The 18,911-nt window shown below is 53.9% G+C and carries 14 protein-coding genes, 1 tRNA gene and 3 rRNA genes; 14 read left to right on the plus strand and 4 right to left on the minus strand.

Annotated elements, in window-relative coordinates; all coding sequences use genetic code 11:
* Positions 1–157: 157 nt before the first annotated feature.
* From kup to rbsR, 7 genes are all read left to right on the plus strand, one after another.
* Positions 158–2,026: a low affinity potassium transporter Kup gene (gene kup / locus RVY89_RS19395; protein ID WP_371899829.1), complete on the plus strand. Its 1,869-nt coding sequence runs from the start codon at positions 158–160 to the stop codon at positions 2,024–2,026.
* A gap of 226 nt (positions 2,027–2,252) precedes the next feature.
* Positions 2,253–2,672, plus strand: a complete 420-nt coding sequence (gene rbsD, locus RVY89_RS19400; RefSeq protein ID WP_008503495.1) for a D-ribose pyranase — start codon at positions 2,253–2,255, stop codon at positions 2,670–2,672.
* Between the two features lie 7 nt (positions 2,673–2,679).
* Positions 2,680–4,185, plus strand: a complete 1,506-nt coding sequence (gene rbsA, locus RVY89_RS19405; protein ID WP_484827960.1) for a ribose ABC transporter ATP-binding protein RbsA — start codon at positions 2,680–2,682, stop codon at positions 4,183–4,185.
* Between the two features lie 4 nt (positions 4,186–4,189).
* Positions 4,190–5,155: a ribose ABC transporter permease gene (gene rbsC / locus RVY89_RS19410; RefSeq protein WP_006808742.1), complete on the plus strand. Its 966-nt coding sequence runs from the start codon at positions 4,190–4,192 to the stop codon at positions 5,153–5,155.
* Between the two features lie 27 nt (positions 5,156–5,182).
* Positions 5,183–6,073, plus strand: a complete 891-nt coding sequence (gene rbsB / locus RVY89_RS19415; protein ID WP_008503498.1) for a ribose ABC transporter substrate-binding protein RbsB — start codon at positions 5,183–5,185, stop codon at positions 6,071–6,073.
* Between the two features lie 106 nt (positions 6,074–6,179).
* Entirely contained in the window at positions 6,180–7,109 is a 930-nt protein-coding gene (rbsK, locus tag RVY89_RS19420) for a ribokinase (protein ID WP_484827961.1), read from the plus strand.
* A 3-nt stretch (positions 7,110–7,112) separates the two neighbouring features.
* The gene (gene rbsR / locus RVY89_RS19425; RefSeq protein ID WP_484826192.1) at positions 7,113–8,105 is read left to right on the plus strand and encodes a ribose operon transcriptional repressor RbsR; all 993 of its coding nucleotides are present in this window, start codon (positions 7,113–7,115) and stop codon (positions 8,103–8,105) included.
* Here the strand turns inward: rbsR and mdtD are convergent.
* Entirely contained in the window at positions 8,071–9,504 is a 1,434-nt protein-coding gene (gene mdtD / locus RVY89_RS19430; protein ID WP_484826193.1) for a multidrug transporter subunit MdtD, read from the minus strand. The genes rbsR and mdtD overlap by 35 nt on opposite strands.
* Entirely contained in the window at positions 9,501–10,208 is a 708-nt protein-coding gene (locus tag RVY89_RS19435; RefSeq protein ID WP_023309775.1) for a FadR/GntR family transcriptional regulator, read from the minus strand. Before RVY89_RS19435 ends, mdtD begins: the two co-directional genes overlap by 4 nt.
* Before the next feature lie 477 nt (positions 10,209–10,685).
* On the opposite strand from RVY89_RS19435, the gene RVY89_RS19440 reads away from it, so the two are divergent.
* The 4 genes from RVY89_RS19440 (at position 10,686) to rrf (ending at position 15,657) form a co-directional block, all read left to right on the plus strand.
* A 16S ribosomal RNA gene (locus tag RVY89_RS19440) occupies positions 10,686–12,225 on the plus strand.
* Positions 12,226–12,310: 85 nt separating this feature from the next.
* Positions 12,311–12,386, plus strand: a tRNA-Glu gene (locus RVY89_RS19445).
* 182 nt (positions 12,387–12,568) lie between these two features.
* Positions 12,569–15,472, plus strand: a 23S ribosomal RNA gene (locus RVY89_RS19450).
* 69 nt (positions 15,473–15,541) lie between these two features.
* A 5S ribosomal RNA gene (gene rrf, locus RVY89_RS19455) occupies positions 15,542–15,657 on the plus strand.
* The 16S, 23S and 5S rRNA genes sit together here with 1 tRNA gene alongside, the layout of an rRNA operon.
* 99 nt (positions 15,658–15,756) lie before the next feature.
* Here the strand turns inward: rrf and mobB are convergent.
* A complete protein-coding gene (gene mobB, locus RVY89_RS19460) occupies positions 15,757–16,260 on the minus strand; it encodes a molybdopterin-guanine dinucleotide biosynthesis protein MobB (RefSeq protein ID WP_484826194.1) in 504 nt (167 codons plus the stop codon).
* The gene (mobA, locus tag RVY89_RS19465; RefSeq protein ID WP_484826195.1) at positions 16,257–16,841 is read right to left on the minus strand and encodes a molybdenum cofactor guanylyltransferase MobA; all 585 of its coding nucleotides are present in this window, start codon (positions 16,839–16,841) and stop codon (positions 16,257–16,259) included. Before mobA ends, mobB begins: the two co-directional genes overlap by 4 nt.
* Positions 16,842–16,909: 68 nt before the next feature.
* Here mobA and RVY89_RS19470 point away from each other — a divergent pair, with 68 nt between their 5' ends.
* From RVY89_RS19470 to dsbA, 3 genes are all read left to right on the plus strand, one after another.
* On the plus strand, positions 16,910–17,179 hold the full coding sequence (locus RVY89_RS19470; RefSeq protein ID WP_008501866.1) for a YihD family protein: 270 nt from the start codon (positions 16,910–16,912) through the stop codon (positions 17,177–17,179).
* A gap of 75 nt (positions 17,180–17,254) precedes the next feature.
* Positions 17,255–18,241, plus strand: coding sequence for a serine/threonine protein kinase (locus tag RVY89_RS19475; protein ID WP_484826196.1), 987 nt, complete (start codon positions 17,255–17,257; stop codon positions 18,239–18,241).
* 27 nt (positions 18,242–18,268) lie between these two features.
* The gene (gene dsbA, locus RVY89_RS19480; protein WP_371899635.1) at positions 18,269–18,892 is read left to right on the plus strand and encodes a thiol:disulfide interchange protein DsbA; all 624 of its coding nucleotides are present in this window, start codon (positions 18,269–18,271) and stop codon (positions 18,890–18,892) included.
* Positions 18,893–18,911: the final 19 nt, after the last annotated feature.

Genomic DNA, 18,911 nt, shown 5'->3' on the forward strand with positions numbered 1-18,911 from the left:
GCTGGTAATAGACTGAAGTGCGGCGCAATTTTCTTTGCGCTACATTAATGCGGTTGCATTTAGGGGTACGATTTTGCATTGAATCGTGCATACTGTGCGCTTTTTGTGGGCCAAGGGACCAGGAACACATTTGTTATTCAAACGAAAAGACTAGTCTATGAGCACTGATAATAAGCAATCATTACCCGCAATAACGCTTGCGGCGATCGGGGTTGTCTACGGTGATATCGGCACCAGCCCGCTTTATACGCTTCGTGAATGTCTGTCCGGCCAGTTTGGCTTTGGTGTTGAGCGCGATGCCGTATTTGGCTTCCTGTCCCTCATCTTCTGGCTGCTGATCCTGGTAGTTTCTGTGAAATATCTCTCCTTCGTTATGCGCGCTGACAACGCGGGTGAAGGCGGGATCCTGACCCTGATGTCCCTTGCAGGGCGCAACACCTCCGCCAGAATGACCTCCGTGCTGGTGATTATCGGCCTGATTGGCGGCAGCTTCTTCTATGGAGAGGTGGTTATCACGCCCGCGATTTCGGTCCTTTCGGCGATAGAGGGGCTGGAAATCATCGCACCGCAGCTTGATACGTGGGTGGTCCCACTGGCGATAATCGTATTGACGCTGCTGTTTGTGATCCAGAAGCACGGTACCGGGCTGGTGGGTAAACTGTTTGCGCCGATTATGCTGGCCTGGTTCCTGATCCTGGCGGCGCTTGGTTTGCGCAGTATTATCGCGAACCCGGAAGTGCTGCAGGCGCTGAACCCTTACTGGGCCGTGCATTTCTTCCTCGAATACAAAGTGGTTTCCTTCGTGGCGCTGGGGGCGGTCGTGCTCTCCATCACCGGCGTTGAAGCGCTGTATGCTGACATGGGGCACTTCGGGAAACTGCCTATCCGCGTGGCCTGGTTTATTGTGGTACTGCCGTCGCTGGTGCTGAACTACTTCGGCCAGGGCGCGCTGTTGCTCAAAAATCCGGAAGCGATAAAGAACCCGTTCTTCCTGCTGGCGCCTGACTGGGCGCTGGTGCCGATGCTGATCCTGGCGACGCTGGCGACCGTCATTGCCTCTCAGGCGGTGATTTCAGGCGTGTTTTCTCTGACGCGCCAGGCCGTGCGCCTGGGGTATCTCTCGCCGATGCGCATCATCCATACCTCAGAGATGGAGTCTGGTCAGATTTATATCCCGTTCATTAACTGGCTGCTCTATTTCGCGGTTGTGATTGTCATCGTCAGCTTTGAGCACTCTAGTAACCTGGCGGCGGCGTACGGTATTGCTGTAACCGGTACGATGGTGCTGACATCGCTTCTTTCCACTACGGTGGCGTACCGAAACTGGCACTGGAATAAATTCCTCGTGGCGATGATTCTGGTGGGCTTCCTGTGTATTGACGTGCCGCTGTTCTCTGCGAACCTCGACAAAATTGTTTCCGGCGGCTGGCTGCCGCTGACGCTGGGTCTGGTGATGTTCATCGTCATGACCACCTGGAAAAGCGAGCGTTTCCGCCTGCTGCGGCGCATGCATGAGCACGGCAATTCTCTGGAGGCGATGATCGCCTCTCTGGAGAAATCCCCGCCGGTTCGCGTGCCGGGGACCGCGGTATATATGTCTCGCGCCCTGAACGTCATCCCGTTCGCGCTGATGCATAACCTCAAGCACAACAAAGTGCTGCACGAGCGCGTGATCCTGCTGACGCTGCGCACCGAAGATGCGCCTTACGTTCACAACGTGCGTCGCGTGCAAATCGAGCAGCTGTCGCCGACCTTCTGGCGCGTGGTGGCGAGCTACGGCTGGCGTGAAACGCCAAACGTTGAAGAGGTGTTCCACCGCTGCGGCCTGGAAGGGCTGAGCTGTCGGATGATGGAGACGTCGTTCTTTATGTCTCACGAGTCGCTGATCATCGGCAAGCGCCCGTGGTATCTGCGCCTGCGCGGCAAGCTTTACCTCATCCTGCAGCGTAACGCCCTGCGCGCGCCTGACCAGTTTGAGATCCCGCCTAACCGCGTGATAGAGCTGGGTACGCAGGTCGAGATTTAGGTCTTTGTGCGGCCTGATGCCCTCACCCCGACCCTCTCCCACAGGGAGAGGGCGCAAACATAAAAAACGGTAACCTGGGGGTTACCGTTTTGCATTTATCTCCACTCTATTTCACTTAGCGAAACGTTTCGACGTCGATCACAAATCTGTTACTTCATGATGGTTTTCTGAACATTTCTGGCGCTACACTCCTTTTAGCGAAACGTTTCGCTAGTGGAGCAAGAAAATGAAGAAAGGCACTGTACTCAATTCAGAAATCTCATCGGTTATTTCCCGTCTTGGGCATACCGATACGCTGGTGGTTTGCGATGCAGGCTTACCGGTTCCGCGCAGCACAACCCGTATCGATATGGCGTTAACGCAGGGCGTACCCTCGTTTATGCAGGTACTGGACGTGGTGACCGCGGAGATGCAGGTTGAGGCGGCTATTCTCGCGGCGGAAATCAAACAACATAATCCGCAACTCCACGAAACGTTGCTCAGCCATCTTGAGCAGCTGCAACAACACCAGGGAAACACCATAGAAATTCGTTACACGACGCACGAACAGTTCAAACAACAAACCGCAGACAGTCAGGCGGTGATTCGCAGCGGGGAGTGTTCCCCGTATGCGAATATCATTCTCTGTGCTGGCGTCACCTTCTGAGGCCATCATGGACGCATTACTGCAACTCAAAGGGATCGATAAGTCGTTCCCGGGCGTAAAAGCCCTCTCCGGCGCGGCGCTGAACGTCTACCCCGGGCGCGTGATGGCGCTGGTGGGCGAAAACGGCGCCGGTAAATCCACCATGATGAAAGTGCTGACCGGTATCTATCAACGCGATGCCGGTTCACTCGTCTGGCTGGGTAAAGAAACCACCTTCACTGGCCCGAAATCTTCTCAGGAAGCGGGTATCGGCATTATTCATCAGGAGCTGAACCTGATCCCGCAGCTCACCATTGCGGAGAATATCTTCCTCGGCCGCGAGTTTGTTAACCGGTTCGGCAAGATCGACTGGAAAACCATGTATGCCGAAGCCGATAAGCTGCTGGCGAAGCTGAACCTGCGCTTTAAGAGCGACCGGCTGGTCGGCGATCTCTCCATCGGCGATCAGCAGATGGTGGAAATCGCGAAGGTGCTGAGCTTTGAGTCGAAGGTCATCATCATGGATGAACCGACCGACGCCCTGACCGATACCGAAACCGAATCCCTGTTCCGCGTTATCCGCGAGCTGAAGTTGCAGGGGCGCGGGATTGTCTATATCTCTCACCGCATGAAAGAGATCTTCGAGATCTGCGACGACGTCACCGTTTTCCGCGACGGGCAGTTTATTGCCGAACGCGAAGTGGCGACGCTGACTGAAGATACGCTCATCGAAATGATGGTGGGACGTAAGCTGGAAGATCAGTATCCGCATCTGGATAAAGCGCCGGGTGAGATCCGCCTGAAGGTGGACAACCTCTGCGGTCCGGGTGTGAACGACGTCACCTTTACCCTGCGCCAGGGCGAGATCCTGGGCGTGGCGGGCCTGATGGGGGCGGGACGTACCGAGCTGATGAAAGTGCTCTACGGCGCACTGCCGCGCACCAGCGGTTATGTCACCCTTGACGGTCATGAAGTGGTCACCCCCTCTCCGCAGGATGGTCTGGCGAACGGCATTGTCTATATCTCCGAAGACCGCAAACGCGACGGCCTGGTGCTGGGCATGTCGGTAAAAGAGAACATGTCCCTGACCGCGCTGCGCTATTTCAGCCATAGCGGCGGTAGCCTGAAGCATAAAGATGAGCAGCAGGCGGTGAGCGATTTCATCCGTCTCTTTAACGTTAAAACCCCGTCGATGGAGCAGGCGATTGGCCTATTATCCGGCGGTAACCAGCAGAAAGTGGCGATTGCGCGCGGGCTGATGACGCGCCCGAAAGTCTTGATCCTCGACGAGCCAACCCGCGGCGTGGACGTGGGCGCGAAGAAAGAGATCTATCAGCTGATTAACCAGTTTAAGGCCGACGGTCTGAGCATCATTCTGGTCTCTTCCGAGATGCCAGAAGTATTAGGCATGAGCGATCGCATTATCGTCATGCATGAAGGGCATCTCGGCGGTGAATTCACTCGCGAGCAGGCCACCCAGGAAGTTCTGATGGCTGCCGCTGTGGGCAAGCTTAATCGCGTGAATCAGGAGTAAGAAGATGACAACCCAGGCTGTTTCTGGTCGCCGCTATTTCACAAAGGCTTGGCTGATGGAACAAAAATCGCTGATTGCCCTGCTGGTGCTGATCGCGATTGTGTCCACCATGAGCCCGAACTTTTTCACCGTTAATAACCTGTTCAACATTCTGCAGCAGACGTCGGTGAACGCCATTATGGCGGTCGGCATGACGCTGGTGATTTTGACCTCAGGTATCGATCTGTCCGTCGGTTCCCTGCTGGCGCTCACCGGCGCGATCGCCGCTTCGATTGTCGGGATTGAAGTTAACGCGCTGGTGGCCGTGGCCGCCGCGCTGGCTGCAGGTGCGGCGATTGGTGCCGTAACCGGCGTGATTGTAGCAAAAGGCCGCGTTCAGGCGTTCATCGCGACGCTGGTAATGATGCTGCTGCTGCGCGGGGTGACCATGGTTTATACCAACGGCAGCCCGGTCAATACCGGCTTCACCGATAACGCCGATCTGTTTGGCTGGTTCGGTATTGGTCGCCCGCTGGGTGTTCCGACCCCGGTCTGGATCATGGCTATCGTCTTCCTGGCGGCGTGGTACATGCTGCACCATACCCGTCTGGGCCGTTACATCTATGCGCTGGGCGGTAACGAAGCGGCAACGCGCCTGTCCGGTATCAGCGTTAATAAAGTCAAAATTATCGTTTACTCCCTGTGCGGTTTGCTGGCGTCACTGGCAGGTATCATCGAAGTGGCGCGCCTCTCCTCCGCGCAGCCGACGGCGGGTACGGGATATGAGCTGGATGCTATCGCGGCAGTGGTTCTGGGCGGTACGAGTCTTGCGGGCGGTAAAGGTCGCATTGTTGGGACATTGATCGGCGCACTAATTCTCGGTTTCCTGAATAATGGTTTGAATTTGTTAGGTGTTTCCTCCTATTACCAGATGATCGTTAAGGCAGTGGTGATTTTGCTGGCGGTACTGGTAGACAACAAAAAACAGTAACTGACGACACTACAGGACATCTTAGATATGAACATGAAAAAACTGGCTACCCTGGTTTCTGCTGTCGCGCTGAGCGCAACCGTAAGTGCTAACGCCATGGCGAAAGATACCATCGCGCTGGTTGTCTCTACCCTGAACAACCCGTTCTTCGTCTCTCTGAAGGACGGAGCGCAGAAAGAAGCGGACAAACTGGGCTACAACCTGGTGGTACTGGATTCACAGAACAACCCGGCGAAAGAGCTGGCTAACGTTCAGGACTTAACCGTTCGCGGCACTAAAATCCTGCTGATCAACCCAACCGATTCCGATGCCGTAGGTAACGCCGTGAAAATGGCAAACCAGGCGAAGATACCGGTAATCACCCTGGACCGTCAGGCAACCAAAGGCGACGTGGTGAGCCATATCGCGTCTGACAACGTGCTGGGCGGCAAAATCGCGGGTGATTACATCGCGAAGAAAGCCGGCGAAGGCGCGAAAGTTATCGAACTGCAGGGGATTGCCGGTACGTCTGCAGCCCGCGAGCGTGGTGAAGGCTTCCAGCAGGCTGTGGCTGCGCACAAATTCAACGTGCTGGCGAGCCAGCCTGCGGACTTCGACCGTACTAAAGGTCTGAACGTTATGCAGAACCTGCTGACTGCACATCCTGACGTGCAGGCGGTATTCGCGCAGAACGATGAAATGGCGCTCGGCGCGCTGCGTGCCCTGCAGACCGCTGGTAAATCTGATGTGATGGTTGTCGGATTTGACGGCACGCCGGATGGTGAAAAAGCAGTAAACGATGGCAAACTGGCTGCGACCATCGCTCAGCTGCCTGAGCAGATTGGCGCCACTGGCGTTGAAACTGCCGACAAAGTGCTGAAGGGCGAAAAAGTTCAGGCCAAATACCCGGTTGACCTGAAGCTGGTCATCAAGCAGTAAAAGGCGAATCAGGCAGTCGCTGGCTGCCTGAGGGACACCAATAAAGAAAAGTGTGGCATACGCCACCGGGTAACACCGGTGGCGCTCTCAGATGGACAACCCAACCATGAAAACCGCAGGCAACCTCGTCGTCCTTGGCAGTATCAATGCCGATCACATTCTTAACCTTGAATCATTCCCTACACCGGGCGAAACCGTCACGGGTAACCAGTATCAAGTGGCCTTCGGCGGTAAAGGTGCAAACCAGGCCGTTGCCGCCGGCCGCAGCGGGGCAAATATTGCGTTTATCGCCTGCACGGGTGATGACGATACCGGTGAGCGCGTACGCAAGCAGCTGGCGAGCGATAATATCGATATTGCACCGGTCAGCGTTGTTGCAGGGGAATCGACCGGCGTGGCGCTGATTTTCGTCAACGCGGAAGGTGAGAATGTTATCGGTATTCATGCTGGCGCTAACGCTGCGCTGACGACGGAACGCGTAGAGGCGCAACGTACAATCATCGGCGGAGCCGAAGCCCTGCTGATGCAGCTGGAATCACCGGTTGAAAGCGTGCTGGCCGCCGCCAAAATTGCGCATGAAAATCATACCACTGTCGTACTTAACCCGGCCCCAGCTCGTCTATTATCAGACGAGCTACTGGCGCTGGTGGACATCATTACGCCTAACGAAACCGAAGCCGAAAAGCTGACGGGCATTCGCGTAGAAAATGATGACGATGCCGCCCGAGCGGCGCGTGCGCTTCACGACAAAGGCATCGGAACGGTGATCATCACCCTGGGCAGCCGTGGAGTGTGGGCAAGCGTCAATGGCGAAGGCCGTCGCGTGCCGGGCTTTAAGGTCAAAGCGATTGATACCATCGCAGCGGGAGATACCTTCAATGGTGCGCTGGTGACCGCGCTGCTGGAAGGCAAGAGAATGGATGACGCCATCCGCTTCGCACACGCTGCCGCCGCGATTGCGGTGACGCGCAAGGGCGCTCAGCCTTCCGTTCCGTGGCGAAAAGAGATCGATGAATTCTTAAGTCAGCAGGGGTAACGCTTGGCCACAATGAAAGATGTCGCCCGCATGGCGGGCGTTTCTACCTCGACGGTCTCCCACGTTATAAACAACGATCGCTTCGTCAGCGAGGCGATTCGGGAGAAAGTCGAAGCTGCGGTAAAAGAACTCAACTATGCGCCGTCTGCGCTGGCGCGCAGCCTTAAGCTCAACCAGACGCGTACTATCGGTATGCTGATCACTGCCAGTACCAACCCCTTTTATTCTGAGCTGGTTCGCGGCGTGGAGCGCAGCTGCTTTGAGCGTGGCTATAGCCTGGTGCTGTGCAATACCGAAGGTGATGAGCAGCGCATGAACCGTAACCTGGAAACGCTGATGCAAAAACGCGTCGACGGGCTACTGCTGCTTTGTACTGAAACGCACCAGCCTTCGAAAGAGATCATCCAGCGCTATCCCTCCATTCCCACTGTGATGATGGACTGGGCGCCGTTCGACGGCACCAGCGATCTCATTCAGGATAACTCCCTGCTGGGCGGTGATATGGCGACTCAATATCTGATTGATAAAGGCTATACCCGCATCGCCTGTATTACCGGTCCGCTGGATAAAACCCCGGCGCGTTTGCGTCTGGAAGGGTATCTCGCCGCAATGGCGCGGGCGGGACTTTCCGTGCCGGAAGGGTACCGTATTACCGGTGATTTTGAGTTTCACGGTGGTTTTGAAGCGATGCAGACGCTGCTGGCGCAGCCTCAGCGTCCGCAGGCGGTGTTTATCGGCAACGACGCCATGGCGTTTGGTGCCTATCAGGCGTTATATCAGGCCGGTTTGCGTGTTCCCCACGATATGGCGGTAATCGGCTACGATGATATCGAGCTGGCCAGCTATATGACGCCGCCGCTCACCACCATCCATCAGCCAAAAGATGAGCTGGGCGAGCTGGCCATAGATGTGTTGATTCACCGTATGGCTCAGCCCACGCTGCAGCAGCAACGCCTGCAGCTTACTCCTGTTCTGATGGAACGCGGTTCGGTTTAGCTTTCTCTTTGTGACGCTCTTTAATCAGGTTTCGGCCGTCTTTTGGTTTTAACAGCATAAAGACCAGCGCCGATATCACGGTAAGTGCGCCCATGGTGATAAAGGTATAGTGGAACTGCTCAACGGTATTCGCGCTGTCAAAACCTTCATAAAACCTCAGCACCGCTGCACTCACGGCAACCCCTAAACTGATCGACAGCTGTTGCGTTACCGCCAGCACGCTGTTGCCGCTACTGGCGTTCTCGTCAGTCAGATCGGCGAGGGTGATGGTGTTCATCGACGTGAACTGCGTCGACATCGCCATGCCCAACACAAACAGCGGCAGGATCAGCATCCAGACGGGTAACGCGGCGGACTGCAGCGAGAACTGCGCAATCATCAGACCGATAAAGACCGTCACACCAACCAGCGTCTTACGATAGCCAAACCAGCGCAGCACCTGTGTCACGGTTGATTTTGCCAGAATCGAGCCCATCGCCGTGGGCGCCATCATGCAGCCAGCAATCAGGGCCGGGTAGCCGAAACCCACCTGCAGCATCAATGGCATAAGGAACGGTACGCAACCCGTCCCCAGACGCGAGGCAATGTTCCCTGCAATCCCTACGGAAAACGTTCGGGTGTTAAAGAGCCCCAGGGAGATTAACGGCGTTGGGTGACGGCGCGCGTGACGTATATAAAGAAGGAATAACAGAATACCGCCGAGGATAACGGAGAGCGCCATCCACGTCGCGACGATCTTCTCGCCAAACAGCTCCATCCCGCTGGAGAAGAGTACCAGGCTCAGGCCAAACAGGAAAAAGCCGCCCATGTCAAAGCTGCGCCGTGGCGTGGTGAAGTTCGGCATATATTTGCGGGCATACAGCAGCCCCGCAACGCCAATCGGAATATTAATCAGGAAAATCCAGTGCCAGCTTGCCCAGGTGACAAACACGCCACCGAGTACCGGGCCAAGTATCGGGCCGACCAGTCCCGGCATGGTGACGAAGTTGAGCACGGGAAGCAGTTCGCTTCGAGGATAGGCTCGTAGTAAGGCAAGGCGCGCCACGGGCATCATCATCGCGCCGCCGATGCCCTGTAATACGCGGAAGATAACCAGCTCCGTTAAGGACGAGGAGAGCGCGCAGGCCAGCGAACCGAGCGTAAAGAGCGTTACGGCCAGCATGAAAACTTTGCGGGTGCCAAAGCGGTCGGCCAGCCAGCCGCTAACCGGAATTAACATTGCGACCGTCAGCGTGTAGCTGATGATGGCGGACTGCATCGCCAGCGGGGAGCGGTTAAGGCTTTGCGCAATAGCGGGAAGCGCAGTGTTGAGGATGGTGGCATCCAGTGCCTGCATAAAAAACGCCATGGCTGCAATCCACGGCAATCCGGCCATGCTGCGCGCTTTTTTCTTTATCATTTATTTACCTGCTGGTGGGTTGGCGCGGCCAGCAATGCCTGGCACGCACTCAGGGCTCGCTGCCCGTCGCTTTCCTGGATGGCATCCACTATTGCCTGATGCAAATCCAGTTTTACCACTTCGTTTTGTGTAATAGAGGTAAAGTAGGTGTGATACACCGAATGAAATAAAGAGGCAAAAGAGGTGAGGAACGGATTGGCGCTCATCATATAGATGTGTTCATGCCAGGCCATATCGACCTCAACCCAGCGTTCGCGGTTGAAGTGCTTTTTCAGGAACACCATCTCTTCCATCAACGCGTTAAGCTGCGCTTTCTGCTCTGCCGTTCCTAGCGTGGCGGCAAGCAGACATGCCTGAGGTTCAAGGCTGCTGCGCATCACCAGAAAGTGATCGACGACCTGGTGAAAGTTATCTTCCGTCATCCACCAGGAGAGCAGCTCCTGATCGAGAAAATTCCAGTTACTCTGTGGCATCACGCGTGTGCCAATACGCGGGCGTGGAAGCACCATACCTTTTGCCGTCAGGGTTTTCACCGCCTCGCGAACCGCGGTACGGCTTACCCCAAACTGCTCACCCAGCTCCATTTCACCCGGCAGGATGCTACCCGGGGCATATTTACCCGCTAAAATCCGCTGAGCGAGCTTTTCTGCCAGCACGTACGACAGGTTTTTTTGGGCGGCCAGCTGTTGTGCGCTTAATGGCATCGCTTTTATTCCTTAAAGATTCATGCTGATAATTATGCCACCTCGAATGTGATTATGGTTGCAGATACATCAAATAGAACAATTTGTAGCTTGATTTCACCTCTGTTGGTGAAAAAAAACGCGGATGAAAACTTTTTTTAAATTTCCTCTTGTCACATCGGAATAACTCCCTATAATGCGCCTCCACTGACACGGAACAACGGCTTACAGGCCGCCGGGTTAGCGGGGTTCAGAGATGAACACCAGCAGAGAAAAGCGAAAATAAACGCTTGACTCTGAAGCGGGAAAGCGTAATATGCACACCCCGCGCCGCTGCGAAAAGCGAAGCGGCACTGCTCTTTAACAATTTATCAGACAATCTGTGTGGGCACTCAAAGTGACATGGATTCTTAATGTCTTCGGACAATAAATGAATACCAAGTCTCTGAGTGAACATACGTAATTCATTACGAAGTTTAATTCACGAGCATCAAACTTAAATTGAAGAGTTTGATCATGGCTCAGATTGAACGCTGGCGGCAGGCCTAACACATGCAAGTCGAGCGGTAGCACAGAGAGCTTGCTCTCGGGTGACGAGCGGCGGACGGGTGAGTAATGTCTGGGAAACTGCCTGATGGAGGGGGATAACTACTGGAAACGGTAGCTAATACCGCATAACGTCGCAAGACCAAAGAGGGGGACCTTCGGGCCTCTTGCCATCAGATGTGCCCAGATGGGATTAGCTAGTAGGTGGGGTAACGGCTCACCTAGGCGACGATCCCTAGCTGGTCTGAGAGGATGACCAGCCACACTGGAACTGAGACACGGTCCAGACTCCTACGGGAGGCAGCAGTGGGGAATATTGCACAATGGGCGCAAGCCTGATGCAGCCATGCCGCGTGTATGAAGAAGGCCTTCGGGTTGTAAAGTACTTTCAGCGGGGAGGAAGGTGTTGAGGTTAATAACCTCAGCAATTGACGTTACCCGCAGAAGAAGCACCGGCTAACTCCGTGCCAGCAGCCGCGGTAATACGGAGGGTGCAAGCGTTAATCGGAATTACTGGGCGTAAAGCGCACGCAGGCGGTCTGTCAAGTCGGATGTGAAATCCCCGGGCTCAACCTGGGAACTGCATTCGAAACTGGCAGGCTAGAGTCTTGTAGAGGGGGGTAGAATTCCAGGTGTAGCGGTGAAATGCGTAGAGATCTGGAGGAATACCGGTGGCGAAGGCGGCCCCCTGGACAAAGACTGACGCTCAGGTGCGAAAGCGTGGGGAGCAAACAGGATTAGATACCCTGGTAGTCCACGCCGTAAACGATGTCGACTTGGAGGTTGTGCCCTTGAGGCGTGGCTTCCGGAGCTAACGCGTTAAGTCGACCGCCTGGGGAGTACGGCCGCAAGGTTAAAACTCAAATGAATTGACGGGGGCCCGCACAAGCGGTGGAGCATGTGGTTTAATTCGATGCAACGCGAAGAACCTTACCTACTCTTGACATCCAGAGAACTTAGCAGAGATGCTTTGGTGCCTTCGGGAACTCTGAGACAGGTGCTGCATGGCTGTCGTCAGCTCGTGTTGTGAAATGTTGGGTTAAGTCCCGCAACGAGCGCAACCCTTATCCTTTGTTGCCAGCGGTTCGGCCGGGAACTCAAAGGAGACTGCCAGTGATAAACTGGAGGAAGGTGGGGATGACGTCAAGTCATCATGGCCCTTACGAGTAGGGCTACACACGTGCTACAATGGCGCATACAAAGAGAAGCGACCTCGCGAGAGCAAGCGGACCTCATAAAGTGCGTCGTAGTCCGGATTGGAGTCTGCAACTCGACTCCATGAAGTCGGAATCGCTAGTAATCGTAGATCAGAATGCTACGGTGAATACGTTCCCGGGCCTTGTACACACCGCCCGTCACACCATGGGAGTGGGTTGCAAAAGAAGTAGGTAGCTTAACCTTCGGGAGGGCGCTTACCACTTTGTGATTCATGACTGGGGTGAAGTCGTAACAAGGTAACCGTAGGGGAACCTGCGGTTGGATCACCTCCTTACCTTAAAGAACCTGCCTTTGTAGTGCTCACACAGATTGTCTGATGAAAAGTAAATAGCAAGGCGTCTTGCGATTGAGACTTCAGTGTCCCCTTCGTCTAGAGGCCCAGGACACCGCCCTTTCACGGCGGTAACAGGGGTTCGAATCCCCTAGGGGACGCCACTTGCTGGTTCGTGAGTGAAAGTCACCTGCCGTCATATCTCAAAACTGACTTGCGAGTCATGTTTGAGATATTTGCTCTTTAAAAATCTGGATCAAGCTGAAAATTGAAACGACACATCTTTAAGGTGTGTTCGAGTCTCTCAAATTTTCGCAATCAGAAGTGAAACATCTTCGGGTTGTGAGGTTAAGCGACTAAGCGTACACGGTGGATGCCCTGGCAGTCAGAGGCGATGAAGGACGTGCTAATCTGCGAAAAGCGCCGGCGAGGTGATATGAACCTTTGACCCGGCGATGTCCGAATGGGGAAACCCAGTGCAATTCGTTGCACTATCGTTAACTGAATACATAGGTTAACGAGGCGAACCGGGGGAACTGAAACATCTAAGTACCCCGAGGAAAAGAAATCAACCGAGATTCCCCCAGTAGCGGCGAGCGAACGGGGAGCAGCCCAGAGTCTGAATCAGCTTGTGTGTTAGTGGAAGCGTCTGGAAAGTCGCACGGTACAGGGTGACAGTCCCGTACACGAAAGCACACAGGCTGTGAACTCGAAGAGTAGGGCGGGACACGTGGTATCCTGTCTGAATATGGGGGGACCATCCTCCAAGGCTAAATACTCCTGACTGACCGATAGTGAACCAGTACCGTGAGGGAAAGGCGAAAAGAACCCCGGCGAGGGGAGTGAAAAAGAACCTGAAACCGTGTACGTACAAGCAGTGGGAGCACCTTCGTGGTGTGACTGCGTACCTTTTGTATAATGGGTCAGCGACTTATATTCTGTAGCAAGGTTAACCGTATAGGGGAGCCGAAGGGAAACCGAGTCTTAACTGGGCGTTAAGTTGCAGGGTATAGACCCGAAACCCGGTGATCTAGCCATGGGCAGGTTGAAGGTTGGGTAACACTAACTGGAGGACCGAACCGACTAATGTTGAAAAATTAGCGGATGACTTGTGGCTGGGGGTGAAAGGCCAATCAAACCGGGAGATAGCTGGTTCTCCCCGAAAGCTATTTAGGTAGCGCCTCGTGAACTCATCTTCGGGGGTAGAGCACTGTTTCGGCTAGGGGGCCATCCCGGCTTACCAACCCGATGCAAACTACGAATACCGAAGAATGTTATCACGGGAGACACACGGCGGGTGCTAACGTCCGTCGTGAAGAGGGAAACAACCCAGACCGCCAGCTAAGGTCCCAAAGTCATGGTTAAGTGGGAAACGATGTGGGAAGGCACAGACAGCCAGGATGTTGGCTTAGAAGCAGCCATCATTTAAAGAAAGCGTAATAGCTCACTGGTCGAGTCGGCCTGCGCGGAAGATGTAACGGGGCTAAACCATGCACCGAAGCTGCGGCAGCGACACTATGTGTTGTTGGGTAGGGGAGCGTTCTGTAAGCCGTTGAAGGTGTGCTGTGAGGCATGCTGGAGGTATCAGAAGTGCGAATGCTGACATAAGTAACGATAAAGCGGGTGAAAAGCCCGCTCGCCGGAAGACCAAGGGTTCCTGTCCAACGTTAATCGGGGCAGGGTGAGTCGACCCCTAAGGCGAGGCCGAAAGGCGTAGTCGATGGGAAACAGGTTAATATTCCTGTACTTGGTGTTACTGCGAAGGGGGGACGGAGAAGGCTATGTTAGCCGGGCGACGGTTGTCCCGGTTTAAGCATGTAGGCGGAGGTTCCAGGTAAATCCGGTACCTTTTAACGCTGAGGTGTGATGACGAGGCACTACGGTGCTGAAGTAACAAATGCCCTGCTTCCAGGAAAAGCCTCTAAGCATCAGGTAACATCAAATCGTACCCCAAACCGACACAGGTGGTCAGGTAGAGAATACCAAGGCGCTTGAGAGAACTCGGGTGAAGGAACTAGGCAAAATGGTGCCGTAACTTCGGGAGAAGGCACGCTGATATGTAGGTGAAGCCCCTGCGGGTGGAGCTGAAATCAGTCGAAGATACCAGCTGGCTGCAACTGTTTATTAAAAACACAGCACTGTGCAAACACGAAAGTGGACGTATACGGTGTGACGCCTGCCCGGTGCCGGAAGGTTAATTGATGGGGTTAGCGGCAACGCGAAGCTCTTGATCGAAGCCCCGGTAAACGGCGGCCGTAACTATAACGGTCCTAAGGTAGCGAAATTCCTTGTCGGGTAAGTTCCGACCTGCACGAATGGCGTAATGATGGCCAGGCTGTCTCCACCCGAGACTCAGTGAAATTGAACTCGCTGTGAAGATGCAGTGTACCCGCGGCAAGACGGAAAGACCCCGTGAACCTTTACTATAGCTTGACACTGAACACTGGTCCTTGATGTGTAGGATAGGTGGGAGGCTTTGAAGCGTGGACGCCAGTCTGCGTGGAGCCGACCTTGAAATACCACCCTTTAATGGCTGGTGTTCTAACGTAGACCCGTAATCCGGGTTGCGGACAGTGTCTGGTGGGTAGTTTGACTGGGGCGGTCTCCTCCCAAAGAGTAACGGAGGAGCACGAAGGTTAGCTAATCCTGGTCGGACATCAGGAGGTTAGTGCAATGGCATAAGCTAGCTTGACTGCGAGAGTGACGGCTCGAGCAGGTGCGAAAGCAGGTCATAGTGATCCGGTGGTTCTGAATGGAAGGGCCATCGCTCAACGGATAAAAGGTACTCCGGGGATAACAGGCTGATACCGCCCAAGAGTTCATATCGACGGCGGTGTTTGGCACCTCGATGTCGGCTCATCACATCCTGGGGCTGAAGTAGGTCCCAAGGGTATGGCTGTTCGCCATTTAAAGTGGTACGCGAGCTGGGTTTAGAACGTCGTGAGACAGTTCGGTCCCTATCTGCCGTGGGCGCTGGAGAATTGAGGGGGGCTGCTCCTAGTACGAGAGGACCGGAGTGGACGCATCACTGGTGTTCGGGTTGTCATGCCAATGGCACTGCCCGGTAGCTAAATGCGGAAAAGATAAGTGCTGAAAGCATCTAAGCACGAAACTTGCCCCGAGATGAGTTCTCCCTGACCCTTTAAGGGTCCTGAAGGAACGTTGAAGACTACGACGTTGATAGGTCGGGTGTGTAAGCGCAGCGATGCGTTGAGCTAACCGATACTAATGAACCGTGAGGCTTAACCTTACAACGCCGAAGCTGTTTCGGCGAAGAGAGACGCGATTTTCAGCTCTGATACAGATTTAACAGAATTTGCCTGGCGGCTTTAGCGCGGTGGTCCCACCTGACCCCATGCCGAACTCAGAAGTGAAACGCCGTAGCGCCGATGGTAGTGTGGGGTCTCCCCATGTGAGAGTAGGGAACTGCCAGGCATCAAATAAGTGAAGAGGCCATCCGAAAGGATGGCCTTTTTGCGTTTCTGAACTACCGAATTTTGTAGGTAGGGTAAGGCAAAGCCGCCACCCGGAAAGTCAGACCGCACCCCACGCCACAATAAATCCCGCAATCCCATCCACATCATTTAAGTCCAGCACCGGAACCTCAAGCGGCAATACCACATCACTGGCCACTGCAATGACATGCTCATCAAGCGTTAACTCACTCATATCATGCCCGGCATCGCTTCTGAACAGCAGGATCTTAGGCACTTCCTCATGCTTAAATCCCTCAATCAGCACCAGATCCAGCGTGGCATGATCCATCCGGCTGACCAGATAAGCGAGATCCAGCGGCGCCTCATCCGGCGTTTCTGTCATTAATGCCCAGCGCTGAGGACTTGCTACCATCGTTTGTGCTGCTCCAGCCTTACGCAGCTCATAGCTGTCTTTTCCTGGCGTATCGATATTTATGTTGTGATGACTATGCTTAATCAATCCAGGACGAAGGCCTCTGGCACACAGCGCTGGTATCAGCTTTTTCAGCAGCGTAGTTTTTCCGGTCCCACTCCATGCGGAAATGGCTAAAAGAGGTATCATTTTTTCTCCTGCATCATCTGCAAATCTTCGCGCGTATTCACGTTCACAAATGCTGATTTTAAATCGCTAAAATCAACAGAATGGCCGCCAGACTCACGCATAAAGACCATCACCCTACGCTCTCCCGCAGCCAGATAGCTCTGCAGAGCAGGCGCTAGCGATCGGTGCATCAATGCGATAGCAGGATGGTCACGCTCGCCGTCATGTACCCAAACCACAGGAGCCGTACCGCGAAGCTGTAACAAACGCTCGACAAGACAGGACGGAATAAACGGGGTATCGCAGGGACAGAAGATAAACCACTCTCCTTGAGACTGTTGCATGGCAGAAAGCATACCGGCCAGCGGTCCCGGGAAATCTGCAAGGATATCCTGGTAAACGGCGTACCCGCTGCGCCGGTAAGTGTCGATATGCCGGTTAGCACTGATGACCATTGTCGACACCTGGTCTGCGAGCGTATCAGCGACATGCTGCCACAAGGGTTTGCCATTAAGAAGCTGAAGCCCCTTATCTTTTCCGCCCATTCGCGTTGCTCTGCCGCCTGCCAGAACGACCCCGATGATTTCCTGGCTAAGATTCACGAATATCGCCTCTTTTATTGTGGGATTGACCCTGCTAACGTGTCACTCTAAATGAAAGGAGCACCACCATGAAATGTAAACGTCTGAATGAAGTTATTGAACTCCTCCAGCCGGCCTGGCAAAAAGAGCCAGAGCTAAATCTGATGCAATTTTTACAGAAACTGGCGAAAGAGTCAGGTTTTGACGGCGATCTGGCAGACCTTTCTGACGACATCCTGATCTACCACCTTAAAATGCGCGACTCCGCAAAAGATGCTGTTATTCCTGGTATTCAGAAAGATTATGAGGAAGATTTTAAGACCGCATTGCTGCGCGCCCGAGGCGTAATTAAAGAGTAAAAGCTTGTAAGCGGCGGCACCGAAATCGCCACAAGATGATATCCTGAATCATTCGTATAATTTCCGGATGATCGGATGAACGACCAGGCTTTTACTTTCCAGACATTACACCCGGACACCATTATGGATGCCCTGTTTGAACAGGGTATTCGGGTGGATTCCGGGCTAACCCCGTTAAACAGCTACGAAAACCGCGTCTATCAATTTCAGGACGAGGATCGTCAGCGCTACGTCGTAAAATTCTATCGTCCTGAACGCTGGTCCGCTGAACAAATTCAGGAAGAGCATCAGTTTGCTCACGATCTGCTGGATGACGATGTTCCCGTGGCCGCGCCGCTAAAATTCAATAACCAAACGCTCCTCACGCACGAAGGGTTTTATTACGCGGTATTCCCAAGCCTGGGGGGACGTCAATTTGAAGCGGATAATATCGATCAGATGGAGTGGGTTGCCCGCTATCTTGGGCGCATACACCAGACGGGACGCAAAAAAGCCTTTATTGCCCGTCCGATTATCGGGATTCAGGAATACCTTCTTGAGCCGCGCGAAATATTTGAAACGTCTGCAATGATCCCCACTGCGTTAAAGGATGATTTCCTCAACGCCACCGATAAGCTCATTGCTGCTGTTAAAACCTGCTGGCGCGACGATATTTCCGTCCTGCGCCTGCATGGCGATTGTCATGCAGGAAATATCCTCTGGCGTGATGGCCCGCTGTTTGTCGATCTCGATGATGCACGTATGGGGCCAGCGGTTCAGGACCTGTGGATGCTGCTCAATGGCGACAAAGCCGAGCAACGCATGCAGCTTGAAACCATTATTGAAGCTTATGAAGAATTTAGCCCATTTAATTCAGACGAAATTGCCCTGATTGAGCCTTTACGTGCGATGCGTTTTGTTTATTATCTCGCATGGTTGATCAGGCGTTGGGACGATCCCGCATTTCCCCGGAATTTCCCGTGGCTTACCGGAGAGGATTACTGGCGTAGCCAGATATCTACATTTACTGAGCAGGTCAAGGTTCTTCAGGAACCTCCACTGCAATTAACGCCGATGTATTAATTGGACACACCCAGGAGAGAGTTAATCATGAAAAAAATTTGGCTGGCGCTGGCAGGTATGATTCTGGCATTTAGCGCTTCTGCTGCGCAGTTTACCGACGGCAAACAGTACACCACGCTGGAAAAGCCGGTCGCTGGCGAGCCACAGGTTCTGGAGTTCTTCTCGTTCTATTGCCCACACTGCTATCAGTTCGAGCAGGTGCTGCATGTGTCTGACAACGTGAAGAAAAAGCTGCCAGAAGGCACCAAAATGACCAAGTACCACGTAGAGTTCCTGGGCCCATTGGGTAAAGACCTGACTCAGGCGTGGGCGGTTGCGATGGCATTGGGCGTGGAAGATAAGATCACTGCGCCAATGTTTGAAGCCGTACAGAAAACCCAGACCGTTCAAACCACTGCGGATATTCGTAAAGTATTCGTTGATGCCGGCGTGAAAGGTGAAGAGTATGACGCAGCATGGAACAGCTTTGTGGTGAAATCTCTGGTAGCTCAGCAGGAAAAAGCGGCTGCTGACCTCCAGCTTCAGGGCGTTCCGGCGATGTTTGTTAACGGCAAATACCAGCTGAACATGCAGGGCATGGATACCAGCAGCATGGATATCTTCGTACAGCAGTATGCAGATACCGTGAAATATCTGGTTGAGAAGAAGTAATTTCGTTGATGTAAAAACG

Source organism: Enterobacter sp. 3U4, from assembly GCF_057224565.1.